The sequence below is a fragment of the Streptomyces sp. NPDC048275 genome (assembly GCF_040652275.1).
Lineage (GTDB): Bacteria > Actinomycetota > Actinomycetes > Streptomycetales > Streptomycetaceae > Streptomyces.
The window spans coordinates 62,581-77,033 of the sequence record NZ_JBEZLR010000029.1 but is presented as its reverse complement, the minus strand read 5'-3'; the positions used below and the strand labels follow the sequence as shown (position 1 = coordinate 77,033).

The following is a 14,453-nucleotide window of genomic DNA, read 5'->3' as shown; positions in this document are numbered from 1 at the left end:
GGGCAAGTGGCCGTTTTCGTACACGCCTTACGGGTATCCGAGGGATCGTCAGGCACGTACGGCATGTGCGTAAGCATTGTGGGTGCGCCACCCTGCGCCGGATCAACGAATTCCTGAGCGCCCCCCCTGCCGAGTGATTGTCGGCGGAGGGCGCCCCTCCCGGCCCGTCGCGCTCACCGCGCCTGGGTCCAGTCGCCCGCCTCCGTGCCCCGGATCCTCCGGTTCAGTCGCGGCACCGGACCGGGTGCGGTCTCGGTGGGGCGCACGAACGTCCAGGCGACCGCCCCGGCCCATGGTCGGGGCGGTCGCGCGTCCCCGCCATACTTAATGTGGCGACCTGTCATAATATGTCCCATTCTGTCAGCCCGGTCGGGAGGATTGCTGTGACTATCTGTCAAACCGTGAGCGGGGTGGGCGCGCAGGAGGCCCTCCCGTCGTCGGCGCCACCTGGTCTTCGAGTGCGTCGCTCGTGGTGGGGTGGGTTGCTGCGGGCGCTGGTGGCAGGTCTCGTCCTAGTGGCCGGCCTGGCCCTGCCCATGGTGGCCCCGCAGCCCGCCCAGGCCGTGCCGCCCGGCACCTACGCCTATGTCGCCAACTTCCAAGATGACACGGTGTCGGTGATCAACACAGCGACGAACACGGTGGTGATCACGGTTCCCGTCGGCGATGCGCCGTGGGGAGTGGCGGTGTCGCCGGACGGCACCCGCGCCTACGTCACCAACCGCGCCGATGACACGGTGTCCGTGATCAACACCGCGACCGACACGGTCGTCGCCACCGTCCCCGTCGGCAATGGGCCCCTGGGGGTGGCGGTGTCGCCGGACGGCACCCGCGCCTACGTCACCAACGCCGACGACGACACGGTGTCCGTGATCAACACCGCCACCAACACCGTCGTCGCCACCGTCCCCGTCGGCGATGCTCCCATCGGGGTGGCGGTGTCGCCGAACGGCACCCGCGCCTACGTCACCAACGCCGACGACGACACGGTGTCCGTGATCAACACGGCGACGAACACGGTCGTCGCCACCATCCCCGTCGGCGACTCCCCGTTCGGGGTGGCGGTGTCGCCGGACAGCACCCGCGCCTACGTCACCAATTCCGACGACGACACGGTGTCCGTGATCAACACGGCGACGAACACGGTCGTCGCCACCATCCCCGTCGGCGATGTGCCCCAGGGGGTGGCGGTGTCGCCGAACGGCACCCGCGCCTACGTCATCAACGCCGACGAAGACACGGTGTCCGTGATCAACACGGCGACGAACACGGTCGTCGCCACCATCCCCGTCGGCGATGCGCCTCGAGAGGTGGCGGTGTCGCCGAACGGCACCCGCGCCTACGTCACCAACGCCAACGACGACACAGTGTCCGTGATCAACACCGCCACCAACACCGTCGTCGCCACCGTCCCCGTCGACGACCTCCCGTTCGGGGTGGCGATCGGGGTCGTGCCCCCTCCGGCGCTGACCTGCGCGACCGCCACGGCCACCATCACCGGCACCAACCGCGACGACGTCCTGATCGGCACCCCCGGCGACGACGTGATCTTCGCTCTCGCCGGGAACGACGTGGTCGACGGCCGCGGCGGCAACGACCTGATCTGCGGCGGCGACGGCAACGACGTGCTGTCCGGCGGCGACGGCAACGACCGCGTCGAGGGCGGCAACGGCAACGACGCCCTCACCGGCGGCAACGGAAACGACACCCTCACCGGCGGCGCGGGCAACGACGCCCTCACCGGCGGCGCGGGCAACGACGCCAACGAGGGCGGACCCGGCAACGACGCTCTCGACGGCGGACCCGGGACCAACACCAACAACGGCGGAACCGGCCAGAATGCCTGCGCCAACCCCATCACCGGAACCGGCTGCAACACCTGATCAACGATCACCAGAAACGGGCCCCGGCACGTCCCTCGCCGCAGCAGCGACCGACGCCCGGGGCCCGTTTTCGACGCTCCGCGACACAGCTCGTCAGGGGGCCTACTTCGCGCTCCGAAACCCTGCCGGCTGGGCACATTCAGCGTGGTTGCGCGGCTCATCGATCAGTGCCAGGTCGCGACTTGATCGACTGGGGGCAGGTCCACCAACCTGCCCCCATCGCTCACCTGACCGATGGGAGCCCGCCGGCGGCTCCGTCGCCGGGCCCGTCTCCGTTCCGCTCCCAGATCAGTGACTGCCCGCTCCGAGACCCCGAGGATCAACAGCACCGTGGCGGCGGTATGCCGCGCATCGTGCAATTTGCGCGACCTACGGGACAGTTCGTTCGCGCAGGCGTTTCTCACCAACTCGACAGCCCTCAACGTTCAAAGCGACCGTCTCGCTGCTGACGACTCAGGTCCGAGCACTGGGCGAAGACCACCCCCACACCCTCCAGACCCGGTGCATGATGGCCCACCAACGGGGGAGGGCGGGGGACCCAGCGGGCGCAGCAGACGCCTTCTCCGAACTGGTGGAGCGCCATTTGCATGCGCTGGGCGAGGATGACCCCAACACGCTGGTCACCCGCTACAGCCTGGCTCACTGGCAAGGGGCGGCAGGGGATCCAGCAGGCGCGGCAGACACCTTGGCCGAACTGGTGAAACAGACGGAGCGAGTGCTGGGCAAGGACCACAAAATGACGGGGACTGCCCAGCTCGTCCTGGCCCACTGGCGTGGGGAGTCAAAGGTTCCGGCTGAGGCCAAATGGGAGCGTGTGAAGGCGCTCGGGAGCATGCTGGAGACACAAGGCGCAATCGTGAACGCCGAGCGCGCGCGTTCTGCTCTCTCCGGAATTCCGAGGCCCACCGCGCAGGACAGAAGGGATGTCTCTCAGTGAGAGACACGCTTCTCTGTCGAGCCTGACCCACCCGTGTCCCACCCCTGACGGGGGGCTCGGCTAGCTACGGTTGGCCCAGACACCTACGACGCGATCCTGTAGCCGTGGCCACGGCTCTAGAAACCTCTCGCTCCTCCCCGACGCTCAGATGGCTGGGGCACAGGTCACCGGGAGGGTGCTCCGTCTCAGTTTCCGTCTCGTTCACCCCCATCCGGAGCCGTCCACAACGGTTCACGTGATGGGCGAGAGGACAGGAATGAACAGGCGTGAACGAAGCCGGATCATGCTCTGACCAGCGCGAACAGACCTCGAAAGCGAGTGTGGCGCAAGTCGCCGAGGGTTCGAATCCCTCCGCTACCGCTTGAGGAGGGCCCCGTCGACAGACGGGGCCCTTCGTGTTTCCGTGTACCCGGGCAAGCCCCGGCACCGCCGCTCGCAAAAGGCGTCGCCCAGCGGGCCGTTGATCCTGAAAACGGGCGTGAAGGTTACACTCACCGCCGGCAACAGGGGGCCCAGCGGGCGCAGCAGTCACAGGGGAGGCCGCGATGGCGGTGAATTCGAAGAAGATCGCCGTCTATGTGCTCGTGGTCTTCGTGGTCTACGTGATCATCACAGACCCGGAGAATGCGGCCGATTACGTACAGATAGGGTTCGAAGGTATTTCGAGTGCCGCTCAGGCCATAGGCGACTTCATGACGTGGATCGCCGAAGGAGCCAAGGACTGAGCGGCGACCCACGCACCACCAGGGAGTGCCCGTGATCCGCCATCTGGTCCTCTTCAAGCTCAACGAGGGTGTCGAGCGCGACGACCCGCGCGTCGCCGAGGGCGTGGCCGCCTTCCGCGCGCTCGGCGGTCAGATCCCCGAGCTGCGGTTCTGGGAATGCGACTGGAACATCACCGACCGGCCCATCGCGTACGACTTCGCGATCAACTCCGCGGTCGACGACGCCGACGCGCTGAAGCGGTACTTGGAGCATCCCGCGCACCAGGCGGGCGTCGCCCTGTGGCGCGAGTTCGCGACCTGGGTGATCGCCGACTATCCGTTCTGAGCCGCGCGCCCCGAAGCCCCTCGCCGGATTCGGCGGGGGGCTTTCTGGCGTATCGCGCCCCAACTCTCCCCAAATCCCGTTCAACACGGCCTTATACGGTGCTTGCACACAGTGCACATGTCTTGTGATGCTATGACCGCTTTTGACGGATGCGTTGACAGATCTGATGGATCATAGAGGTGGAGTTGACCGTGCCGGCCAGTACTGCGCCTCAAGCACCGCCCCAGGAGCAAGCACTGCTCCAGGAACAGCAGCCGCTCCAAGAACGACCACCCCTCCAAGATCGCGCACCGCTTCAAGAACAGGCGCCACTCCAAGAACAGGCACCACTCCAAGAGCAGGAGTCACCTCAGGAAGCCGCCCCGGAGCGACGACGCGGCGCCGACACCCGGGCCCTCACCCAGGTGCTCTTCGGCCAGCTCAAGACGATGCAGCCGGGCACCCCGGAACACCATCGCGTACGCGGGGCGCTCATCGAGGCGAACCTCCCGCTCGTCCGCTACGCGGCCGCCCGCTTCCGCAGCCGCAACGAGCCCATGGAGGACGTGGTCCAGGTCGGGACGATCGGGCTCATCAACGCCATCGACCGCTTCGACCCCGACCGGGGCGTGCAGTTCCCGACCTTCGCGATGCCCACCGTCGTCGGCGAGATCAAGCGCTACTTCCGCGACAACGTCCGCACCGTCCACGTACCCCGCCGACTGCACGAGCTGTGGGTGCAGGTGAACAGCGCGACGGAGGACCTCACGACGGCCTTCGGGCGCTCGCCCACGACCGCCGAGATCGCCGAACGGCTGCGCATCACCGAGGAGGAGGTGCTGTCCTGCATCGAGGCGGGGCGCTCCTACCACGCGACCTCCCTCGAAGCCGCCCAGGAGGGCGACGGGCTGCCGGGGCTGCTCGACCGGCTCGGCTATGAGGACCCCGCCCTCGACGGGGTCGAGCACCGCGACCTCGTACGCCACCTTCTCGTACAACTGCCCGAACGCGAACAACGCATCCTTTTCCTGCGCTACTACAGCAATCTGACGCAGTCACAGATCAGCGCCGAACTGGGAGTCTCCCAGATGCATGTGTCAAGGCTGCTCGCCCGTAGCTTCGCGCGTCTTCGATCCGCAAACAGGATCGAGGCGTAACCGGTAAGAGCGAATCGCTCAACGGATCCTTTTCCGACAGTTCAGCGTCGAAAAACCGTCAGACCCCCTTTTTCCAGGGCCGATTCACCCCTCTCATGTCGACATGTCACTACAGCGTGTTGCCGACATGTGACATTCTGCCGGAAGAGCGTTTGCCGCGGCCCCGCCGCCGGTATTCAGGTGGAGGCTGCGTTCCTCCGACGGGAGCGTCCGCCGCGACCGTCCGCGACCCAAAGGGGGTGGCATGTCCGCAGACCAGGGCAGCTCGAAGGTGCTCACGCTCATGAAGAGCGAATCCGCGCCCGACGTGCTTCACGATGTCCCGGCCCTCCCGGCCCCCGACGCCGACCCGGCGCTCTCGGCCCCCGATGCCGCACCGGTCCCGCCGGTCGCTCCCGAGACCTCGGGAGCCATCGACACCCGCACCCTGTCCCGCTCCCTGTTCCTGCGGCTCGCCGCACTCGGCGAGAACAGCCCGGAGCGCGCCTACGTCCGGGACACCCTGATCGAGCTGAACCTCCCGCTCGTCCGGTACGCGGCAGCCCGCTTCCGCTCCCGCAACGAGCCGATGGAGGACATCGTCCAGGTCGGCACGATCGGCCTGATCAAGGCGATCGACCGCTTCGACTGCGAACGCGGCGTGGAGTTCCCGACCTTCGCGATGCCGACGGTCGTGGGCGAGATCAAGCGGTTCTTCCGCGACACCTCGTGGTCGGTGCGGGTGCCGCGCCGCCTCCAGGAGCTGCGGCTCGCCCTCACGAAGGCCAGCGACGAGCTCTCCCAGAAGCTCGACCGCTCCCCGACGGTCGCCGAACTCGCCGCGGTCCTCGGTGTGTCCGAGGAGGACGTGGTCGACGGCCTCGCCGTCGGCAACGCGTACACGGCGTCCTCGCTGGACTCACCGGCCCCCGAGGACGACGGCGGCGAAGGCTCCCTCGCGGACCGCCTCGGCTACGAGGACACCGCCCTGGAGGGCGTCGAGTACCGCGAGTCGCTGAAGCCGCTGCTCGCCAAGCTCCCGCCCCGCGAGCGCCGGATCATCATGCTGCGCTTCTTCGCGAACATGACCCAGTCGCAGATCGGCGACGAGGTCGGCATCTCGCAGATGCACGTCTCCCGGCTCCTCACCCGGACCCTCGCCCAGCTGCGCGAAGGGCTCATCTCCGACTGACCCCTTCTTGATCCTGTTCTGAACGCTTCCCTACCGCTTCATAATTGACGGATCGTCAGCCACACTGGCGCGATGCGTCGAGCGACTTGGCTCCATGGCCGTCGAGGCGCCCTGGTGGGCGCCTCGACGGCTGTTGTCTGTCTGAGTGCCGTGGCGGCCGCCTGCGGAGGTGGCGGGGCCGGTGGCGGTTATGTGGCGGTGGGAGCGCCCGCGCAGTCAGGGGTGGCCGTGGCCCCTACCGGGGACGTCTCACTGGTGCCGCTGACCGGAGGTGAGACTTCCGCCCCTCGGGGAGGCACTCCGCCCGGGAGTTCGGGCCCAGGTCCAAGGACAACCGCCTCGGGCCCCGGTGGCACCGGGGCGGGCGCGAGCGCCGTGAGCAGTGGTACGTCGAGACCCGCGTCCGGGGGTGCCGACTCCGGTCGTACGAGTGGAAGTTCCGGCGCTGCGTCCGTGCCGCCGGCCGCCCCCACACCCACCACCCCCGGGCCCGCCGCCCTCGACGTGGGCGAGCCCCGGCGGGAGGCCACCGATCAACGCTGGTGCGAGAACGTCACCGTCTCCTTCCACAACACCGGGGGCAGCGCGGTGCGTTCGGGCACGGTGACTTTCGGGACGCACATCATCGGGGCGCTCGGCATCGACTGGGCGACGATCGGATCGACCGAGGACCTGCCCGCGCCGATCGCCGCCGGAGCGAGCAGGCAGAAGACCTGGACGGTCTGCGTCGACGCCTGGCGCGTGCCACTGGGCATGCACATCGAGACGCGGGACGTGTCCGTCCAGTGGAAGTGACTCGTCTTCTACTGGTTCTTCTACCGGTTCTTCTACCGGTTCTTCTTCTTGTTCTACTCCGTGCTCTGCTTCGCGCTCTGCTCGCGGGGCGCCCTTACGCCAGCGCGAGCCACGCCACCGCGGCCACGATCACCACGGCGACGACGACGCCGAGGATCAGGCCCATGCGCGGGCCCGCCGGGGCGGCCGCCTGCTGCTGCCGGGCCTGGGGGCCCTCGTCGACGAAAGCGCGGAACATCTGGGTGCTACCCGCGGGGTCGTAGTTGCCCTCGGGGCCCTGGGTGTTTGCCATGGCCCAGGACCCTAGCGAATGCGCGAGGGTTGCCCAAGTGCGGGGCCCCATGAAGGCCTGATCCGGGCACACCGTCCCCGGTATCGGGCACACCACCCCCGACCTGCAAGTTTACATTTGCCAATGCTTGCCTTTGCCAAGGTTTTAGGTCCAGACGCCCGATTTAGTTTGCCTGCAGCAACCAACTTATTTATGGTTGCCCTAAGCAACGAACAATGGGAGGCGTGGTGGCCGAGCAGGCGCAGTACAAGGAACTGGCTCGCCAGCTCAGCGCCATCGGCGCCGTGAAGAGGGACATGGCGCGGATCCTGCCGGTCGACTGCCCGGCGGGTTCCGCCGCCGTACTGACGCTGCTCGACCGGTACGGAGAGATGCGGATGAGCAGGCTCGCCGAGCTGCTCGCCGTGGACATGTCCGTGACCAGCCGCCATGTCACGCACATCGCGGACCGCGGCTGGATCGAACGGTCCCCCGACCCGGCCGACAAGCGCTCGCGCATCCTGCACCTCACCGCCGAGGGGCACAGGCAGCTCGACGAACTCTCCCGGCGCATCTCGCAGCTCTTCGCCGACCGGCTGAGCGACTGGTCCGATCACGAGGTCGGGCAGCTCATCCAGCTGATGGGCCGACTGCGCGAGAGCTTCGGCGACTGCCGCTCCACGCTGCAGCGACCGCCCCAGGCGCCCCCGTATGCGACAGACGTAACAGAACTGACCACCCGTACACCCGCGTAAGTACGTAAGAAAAGGAAGCCCATGGCAACGACCACACCATCCGGTGTGCGGGGCTCTCACGCCAAGCACGGAGGCGCCCCCGATGGCGCTCCGATGACGCACCGTCAGATCATGGAGGCGCTCTCCGGGCTGCTGCTCGGCATGTTCGTCGCGATCCTGTCGTCGACGATCGTCACCAACGCCCTCCCCGAGATCGTCGGCGACCTGGGCGGCGGCCAGTCCGCCTACACCTGGGTCGTCACGGCCGCGCTGCTCTCCATGACCGCGGCCACGCCCCTGTGGGGCAAGCTCTCCGACCTGTACAGCAAGAAGGCGCTCGTACAGATAGCCCTGGTCATCTACGTCCTGGGATCGGCCGCCGCAGGTCTGTCGCAGAACGCCGGCATGCTGATCGCCTGCCGCGTGGTCCAGGGCATCGGCGTCGGCGGTCTGTCCGCTCTCGCCCAGATCGTCATGGCCGCGATGATCTCCCCGCGTGAGCGCGGACGTTACTCCGGCTACCTCGGCGCGACCTTCGCTGTCGCAACCGTCGGCGGTCCGCTGCTCGGCGGTGTCATCACCGACACCTCGTGGCTCGGCTGGCGCTGGTGCTTCTACGTCGGTGTGCCGTTCGCGGTCATCGCGCTGATCGTGCTGCAGAAGACCCTGCACCTGCCCGTCGTGAAGCGGGAAGTGAAGGTCGACTGGGGCGGCGCGTTCTTCATCTCCGCCGCGGTCTCGCTGCTGTTGCTCTGGGTCACCTTCGCCGGTGACAAGTACGACTGGATGTCGTGGCAGACCGGGGCGTTGGTCGGCGGCGCGGTCGTCCTCGGCGCGCTCTTCCTCCTCGTCGAGTCCAAGGCGAGCGAGCCGATCATCCCGCTGCGGCTGTTCCGCAACCGCACCATCACGCTGTCGTCGCTCGCCTCGCTCTTCGTGGGTGTCGCGATGTTCGCCGGCACGGTCTTCTTCAGCCAGTACTTCCAGCTGGCCCGCGACAAGTCCCCGACGATGTCGGGCGTCATGACCATCCCGATGATCGGCGGCCTGTTCATCAGCTCCACGGTCTCCGGCCAGATCATCACCAAGACCGGCAAGTGGAAGTACTGGCTGGTCAGCGGCGGCTTCTTGATCACCGCGGGGCTGGGTCTGCTGGGCACCATCCGGTACGACACCCCCTACTGGCACGTCGCGATCTTCATGACGCTGCTGGGCCTCGGCGTGGGCATGACGATGCAGAACCTGGTGCTGTCCACGCAGAACCAGGTGGCGCCGTCCGACCTCGGCTCGGCCAGCTCCACGGTGACGTTCTTCCGTTCCCTCGGTGGTGCGATCGGCGTCTCCGCGCTGGGCGCGGTGATGTCCACCCGGATCACCGACTACGTCAAGGACGGCCTGACCGGCCTCGACCCCAAGTACGCGGCCGCGGCCTCCGGTTCGGGCTCCGGCAGCATCCCGGACATGGACACGCTGCCCGCCCCGCTGCGCACCGTCATGGAGAGCGCGTACGGCCACGGCATCGCGGACGTCTTCCTCATCGCCGCCGCCGTGGCGCTGCTCGCCTTCATCGTCGTGCTGTTCATCAAGGAGGTCCCGCTGAAGACCTCGGGCGCGCTGGCCCAGGCCGCGGACGCCGAGGCGGAGGCTCCGGCCGCCGCCGAGGCTCCGGCCGCCGAGCCGGTCGAGGAGAGGGTGCCGAGCTGGGCCGTCGCGGAGACCGAAGCGGGTCCCGAGGGCACCCAGCGCCTGGCCGCCGTCGCCACAGCCACGAAGGAGACCTCCCCGGTGCCCACTTCCGGCGGAATCCCGGTACGCGGACACGTCCGCGGCGCCGAAAGCGCACCCGTCCCGCGGGCCGCGGTCACGCTGATCTCGCTCGCGGGACGACAGCTGGGCCGGTCGGTCGCTCAGGCCGACGGCTTCTACGCGGTGGACGCGCCCGGCACGGGCTCGTACGTCCTGATCGCCTCCGCCGACGGCTTCCAGCCGCAGGCCTCGACGATCGTCGTCAACGACGAGCCGGTCGCGTACGACATCCTGCTGAGCGGCACGAGCGGGCTGAGCGGGCTGGTGCGGGCCGCCGAGACCGGGACCCCGGTCAAGGACGCCATGGTCATCGTGACCGACGTCCGCGGTGATGTGCTGGCCACCGGAACCACCGGTGAGCAGGGCGAGTTCAGCTTCGCCGAACTGGTGCCCGGCCCGGTGACCATCGCGGTGAACGCGGCCGGCCACCGCCCGCAGGCCCTCCCCGTCGAGGTCGGCGGCACCGGGGTCACCCGGGTCGAGGTCGAACTCAGCTCGGGAGCGCAGCTCCAGGGTGTCGTACGGGCGCCCGGCGGGCCGCTGGGCGACGCGCGGGTCACGCTGGTCGACGCGGCCGGCAACGTGATCGGCACGGCCAGGACCGGTGCGGACGGCGCGTACGCCTTCACCGACCTGGACAGCGGCGAGTACACCGTCATCGCGACCGGCTACCCGCCGGTGGCGACGGCACTGACCGTGGGTGGTCGCGGCGTCGACGACCACGACATCGAACTCGCCCACCCCGGCGAGTAGGAAAGGCCCCGGCCCGTGGGGAAGCGCGCACTCTGAGCGGTGGTGCGCCCCCCCACGGGCCGGTTTCATTGCTAGGCAGGAGTGAGTAGGACATGGGACTGACCGCACGGATTCGTACGCGGGACGGATGGGCCGTGTCGCACGCGGTCGTCACGGTGACCGACATGACGGGCACGCAGGTGCTGCGGGCCGAGGCGGACGCGGAGGGCGCCGTACGGGACGCGCAGGCCCTCGCCCCCGGCGCGTACACCGTGATCGTCACCGCGGTCGGGTACGCGCCCGCGGCGTCCAGCGCGATCGTCACGGCGAGCGGACGGGCCGAGATCGGCACCGTGACGCTCGCCCGGCAGGGCGGCACCGAGCTGCCGCCGCCCGGACCGTGGGCCATCGACCCGGTGCACTCGTCCGTCGGCGCGGTGGCGCAGCACCTGGGTATCTCCAGCGTGCACGGACGGTTCACCGAGTTCGCGGGCACGATCGAGATCGCCCCGGACGAGGTGGCCAAGTCCCGCGTCGAGGCGGTGATCCGGGCGGCCTCCATCGACACGGGCAACGGCATGCGTGACGGCCACCTGAGGTCACCGGACTTCCTGGACGTGGAGACGTACCCCGAGATCACCTACCGCTCGACGGGCCTGACCCCCGCCGGCTCCGACCGCTGGACCGTCCACGGCGAACTGACCATGCGTGGCGTCGTACGGCCGGTGGACCTGGACCTGGCGTACCTCGGCACGGGTGGGGACCCGTGGGGCGGCACGCGGGCGGCGTTCCGGGCGACGACGGAACTGCACCGTGAGGACTTCGCCATGAATTACAACCAGGTCGTCCAAGCGGGCATCTCGGCGATCGGCACGACGCTGAAGGTGGAGCTGGACATCCAGGCGGTGCAGGGCGGGGCGCTTCCGCAGACGTGAGGTGAGCGCTCCGTCAGGGGCGCGGGGCTGTGACATCGTGCGGCTCCGCCGCGTGGGCGCGACCGGCCACGAACAACCCGGACCCGAACACCCACCCTCTACGCTCCCCCCATGGCACCGAACATCGCGACGAACACCCCCGTATCCCGCGAAGAACTACTCGACTTCGTACGCCCCCGTCACCGAGCCGTCCTCCTCACCCGCCGCACCGACGGCAGCCCGCAGGGTTCTCCCCTGACCTGCGGGGTCGACGACGCCGGGCGGATCGTGGTCTCGACGTATCCCGAGCGCGCGAAGACCCGCAACGCCAAGCGGGACGATCGGGTCAGCCTGATCATCCTGAGCGACGAGTGGAACGGACCCTGGGTGCAGATCGACGGGACGGCCGAGGTCCTCGACTCGCCGGACTCCGTCGAGCCCCTGGTCGAGTACTACCGGAACATCGCGGGCGAGCACCCGGACTGGGACGAGTACCGGCAGGCGATGCTCAAGCAGGGCAAGTCGATCATCCGGGTCACGCCGGTGAAGTGGGGCCCGGTCGCGACCGGGGGCTTCCCGGCGCGGCTGGCACCCCAGGACTGACCAGGACCTGTCACCTGTCCTCGCCGCGGGCGACCATCGTCTCGATGCCCGCGATCAGGGTCTCCATGGCGAAGGTGAAGTCGCGTTCGCGCATCTCCTCGACCGTGTCGCCGCCGCGGGCCTCCATGAGGTCCGCGGCGCTCTCGAGGTTGATCGCGAACTGCGGCTGTTCCCCGATCGCGCTCATCGCCTGGCGGAAGTACTCGTCCTGACTCATCCCCGCCGAGGCGCAGCGCTGCACGAAGTGCCCCTCGATGGTGCCGAATCCGTACACGAACTGGAAGACCGCCGAGATCGCCCCCGTCTGGGTGCGCGGCGGCAGGCCGGTGTTGCGGACCACCTGCTGGACGCGGAGCGAGAAGGCCATGGAGTGCGGGCCGATGTTCAGGAAGGTGCCGGTGAGCGGGGACACCCAGGGGTGGCGGACCAGCAGCGCGCGGTAACCGGTGGCGAGGGCGCGGAGCTGGTCGCGCCAGTCCTCGCCCGAATCCGGGTCGGGCAGCTCCAGCTCGCCGAAGACCGCGTCCAGGGCGAGTTCGAGCAGGTCGTCCTTGGTGTCGACGTACCAGTACACGGACATCGCGGTGACGTTCAGCTCGGCGGCCAGCCGGCGCATGGAGAACTTCGCCATTCCCTCGGCGTCCAGCAGCCGCACCGTGGTCGCGGTGATCCGGTCCCGGTCGAGCCCCGACGGCTGGCCGCCGCCGCGCGCCGTGCCGCCCCGGGGCGCCTTGCCCTCCAACCAGACACTGGTCCGCGCCGGACGCTTGGCCCGGTCGGCTGCCCTCACCATGGCGCACCTTCCTCGGAACGGTGGATCCCAGATGCTTCAGAACGGGGGATCCCTGATGCTGATGCTAAGCGTGCGTCACACGGAACCCGCCATCGCGGGGTCTGCCCTCCCCCAGTACTTAACGTCTGGGTGGTACCCCCACCGCACGCCGTAGCAACGCCGCGGCCAGCAGTCCACCGAGGAGTACGGCCACCGCTCCCACCAGCTGGCTTGTCTCCAGTCCCGACGAGAACGCGTCCGTGATCCGCCCGCGTTCCTGGGCCGAGTCCGCCGACGCGAGCGCCGCCGGCAGGGAGGCCGCCGCCACCGGAATCAGCGCCGCGAACCGGGAGTTGAGCACCGCGCCGAGCACCGCCACGCCCAGACCGTTGCCGAACTCGGCGAGCGTGCCGTTGACGCCCGCGCCCACCCCGGCCTTCTCCGGTGGGATCGCGCTCATGATGGCGTACGCCATGGCGGGGTTGGCCACCGCGCAGCCCGCGCCGATGAGCAGGAGTCCGAGGAGTGTGCCGCCGTACCCGTGCCCGGTGAGCGTCGCGATCGACACCAGCCCGGCCGACATCGCCACCATGCCGAGCGCGATGGACACCGGTGTACCGAGCCGCGCCGTCCACTTCGCCGACAGGCCGGAGAAGTTCAGCGCCACGACCATGAGCGCGAGCGGCGCCGTCCGCAGCCCGGCCTCCAACGGGCCGTACCCCAGGACGAATTGGAGGTGCTGGGTGAGCAGGAAGAGCGCGCCGCCCATGCCGAAGGTGATGAGCACCGCCCCCGCGACGGCCCCGGTGAAACGGCGGTCGCGGAAGAAGTGCAGGTCGAGCATCGGGTACGGGATCCGGCTCTCCCAGTACGCGAACGCGGCCAGCATCACCAGCGCGAGCGCCGCCGTGGCCAGGACCCGGCCCGACGCCCATCCGTGCTCGGGGCCGGAGATGATCGCGTACACGAGCGCGGTCATGCCGATGGTGGAGAGGAGTGCGCCGAGGAGGTCGGGGCGGTCACCTCGCGGATTTTTCGATTCGGGTACGAGGGCCACCACCGCGGCGAGTGCCAGCGCCGCCACCGGGAGGTTCAGCAGGAAGATCGCGCCCCACCAGAAGTGGTTCAGCATGAAGCCGCCGAGGAGGGGGCCGGCGGCGAAGCCGAGGGCGTTGACGGCGCTCCAGATGCCGATGGCCTTCGGGTGCTCGTCAGGGGTGAAGATCTGCATGGCGACGGCGAGCGTGGTGGTCAGCAGAAGCGCGCCGCCGACGCCCATGCCGGCCCGCGCGGCGATCAACTGGTCGGTGGAGCCGGCGAGTCCGGCCACCAGTGAGCCGATGCCGAACAGGACGAGCCCCGCGATCAGCATCTTCTTGCGGCCGTAGCGGTCGGCCGCGCTGCCCGCCGTGAGCAGCAGCCCGGACTGCACCAGCGAGTAGGCGTTGATCATCCACTGGATGTCGGAGGTGGCGGCGCCCAGTTCCTGGGTGAGGGAGGGGATCGCGACGTTCAGCACGGTGTTGTCGAGCAGCACGGTGAGCTGCGCGAGGCAGATGACGCCGAGGATCAGCCAGCGCTGGGGATGCCCTTGGGAGGTCGACATGCTGTACACCGTAGAATAATTCCTATACGGCGTACAACTCGAT

14 protein-coding genes are annotated in these 14,453 nt (G+C 68.9%); 11 read left to right on the top strand and 3 right to left on the bottom strand.

The features are described from left to right. The first annotated feature begins 383 nt into the window (after positions 1–383). From AB0D57_RS19360 to AB0D57_RS19330, 7 genes are all read left to right on the top strand, one after another. Positions 384–1,883: a beta-propeller fold lactonase family protein gene (locus AB0D57_RS19360; protein ID WP_362073803.1), complete on the top strand. Its 1,500-nt coding sequence runs from the start codon at positions 384–386 to the stop codon at positions 1,881–1,883. A 583-nt stretch (positions 1,884–2,466) separates the two neighbouring features. Further along, the gene (locus AB0D57_RS19355) at positions 2,467–2,820 is read left to right on the top strand and encodes a hypothetical protein (protein ID WP_362073800.1); all 354 of its coding nucleotides are present in this window, start codon (positions 2,467–2,469) and stop codon (positions 2,818–2,820) included. Positions 2,821–3,365: 545 nt separating this feature from the next. Next, complete coding sequence (locus AB0D57_RS19350) at positions 3,366–3,545, top strand: hypothetical protein (protein WP_362073797.1); 180 nt, start codon at positions 3,366–3,368, stop codon at positions 3,543–3,545. 31 nt (positions 3,546–3,576) lie between these two features. After that, positions 3,577–3,870, top strand: a complete 294-nt coding sequence (locus AB0D57_RS19345; protein ID WP_362073794.1) for a Dabb family protein — start codon at positions 3,577–3,579, stop codon at positions 3,868–3,870. A 185-nt stretch (positions 3,871–4,055) separates the two neighbouring features. Continuing rightward, a complete protein-coding gene (locus tag AB0D57_RS19340) occupies positions 4,056–5,006 on the top strand; it encodes an RNA polymerase sigma factor SigF (RefSeq protein WP_362073863.1) in 951 nt (316 codons plus the stop codon). A 244-nt stretch (positions 5,007–5,250) separates the two neighbouring features. Continuing rightward, positions 5,251–6,177, top strand: a complete 927-nt coding sequence (locus tag AB0D57_RS19335) for an RNA polymerase sigma factor SigF (RefSeq protein ID WP_362073791.1) — start codon at positions 5,251–5,253, stop codon at positions 6,175–6,177. Between the two features lie 453 nt (positions 6,178–6,630). Further along, positions 6,631–6,972 (top strand): hypothetical protein, encoded by a 342-nt coding sequence (locus AB0D57_RS19330; RefSeq protein WP_362073788.1) that lies wholly within the window; start codon positions 6,631–6,633, stop codon positions 6,970–6,972. A 94-nt stretch (positions 6,973–7,066) separates the two neighbouring features. On the opposite strand, the gene AB0D57_RS19325 is transcribed toward AB0D57_RS19330, so the two are convergent. Then, on the bottom strand, positions 7,067–7,264 hold the full coding sequence (locus AB0D57_RS19325) for a hypothetical protein (protein ID WP_362073785.1): 198 nt from the start codon (positions 7,262–7,264) through the stop codon (positions 7,067–7,069). A gap of 227 nt (positions 7,265–7,491) precedes the next feature. Here AB0D57_RS19325 and AB0D57_RS19320 point away from each other — a divergent pair, with 227 nt between their 5' ends. The 4 genes from AB0D57_RS19320 to AB0D57_RS19305 all read left to right on the top strand — a co-directional run bounded on the left by AB0D57_RS19320 (position 7,492) and on the right by AB0D57_RS19305 (position 12,032). Beyond that, positions 7,492–7,998, top strand: coding sequence for a MarR family transcriptional regulator (locus AB0D57_RS19320; protein WP_362073860.1), 507 nt, complete (start codon positions 7,492–7,494; stop codon positions 7,996–7,998). 21 nt (positions 7,999–8,019) lie between these two features. Further along, positions 8,020–10,536, top strand: coding sequence for an MFS transporter (locus tag AB0D57_RS19315; RefSeq protein ID WP_362073782.1), 2,517 nt, complete (start codon positions 8,020–8,022; stop codon positions 10,534–10,536). Positions 10,537–10,628: 92 nt separating this feature from the next. Beyond that, positions 10,629–11,450, top strand: a complete 822-nt coding sequence (locus AB0D57_RS19310) for a YceI family protein (protein ID WP_362073779.1) — start codon at positions 10,629–10,631, stop codon at positions 11,448–11,450. A 111-nt stretch (positions 11,451–11,561) separates the two neighbouring features. Further along, complete coding sequence (locus AB0D57_RS19305) at positions 11,562–12,032, top strand: PPOX class F420-dependent oxidoreductase (protein ID WP_362073776.1); 471 nt, start codon at positions 11,562–11,564, stop codon at positions 12,030–12,032. Positions 12,033–12,042: 10 nt separating this feature from the next. Here AB0D57_RS19305 and AB0D57_RS19300 read toward each other — a convergent pair whose 3' ends face one another. Both AB0D57_RS19300 and AB0D57_RS19295 read right to left on the bottom strand, forming a co-directional pair. After that, positions 12,043–12,825: a TetR/AcrR family transcriptional regulator gene (locus AB0D57_RS19300; RefSeq protein WP_362073773.1), complete on the bottom strand. Its 783-nt coding sequence runs from the start codon at positions 12,823–12,825 to the stop codon at positions 12,043–12,045. A 118-nt stretch (positions 12,826–12,943) separates the two neighbouring features. Continuing rightward, complete coding sequence (locus tag AB0D57_RS19295) at positions 12,944–14,410, bottom strand: MFS transporter (protein WP_362073770.1); 1,467 nt, start codon at positions 14,408–14,410, stop codon at positions 12,944–12,946. Positions 14,411–14,453 lie beyond the last annotated feature (43 nt).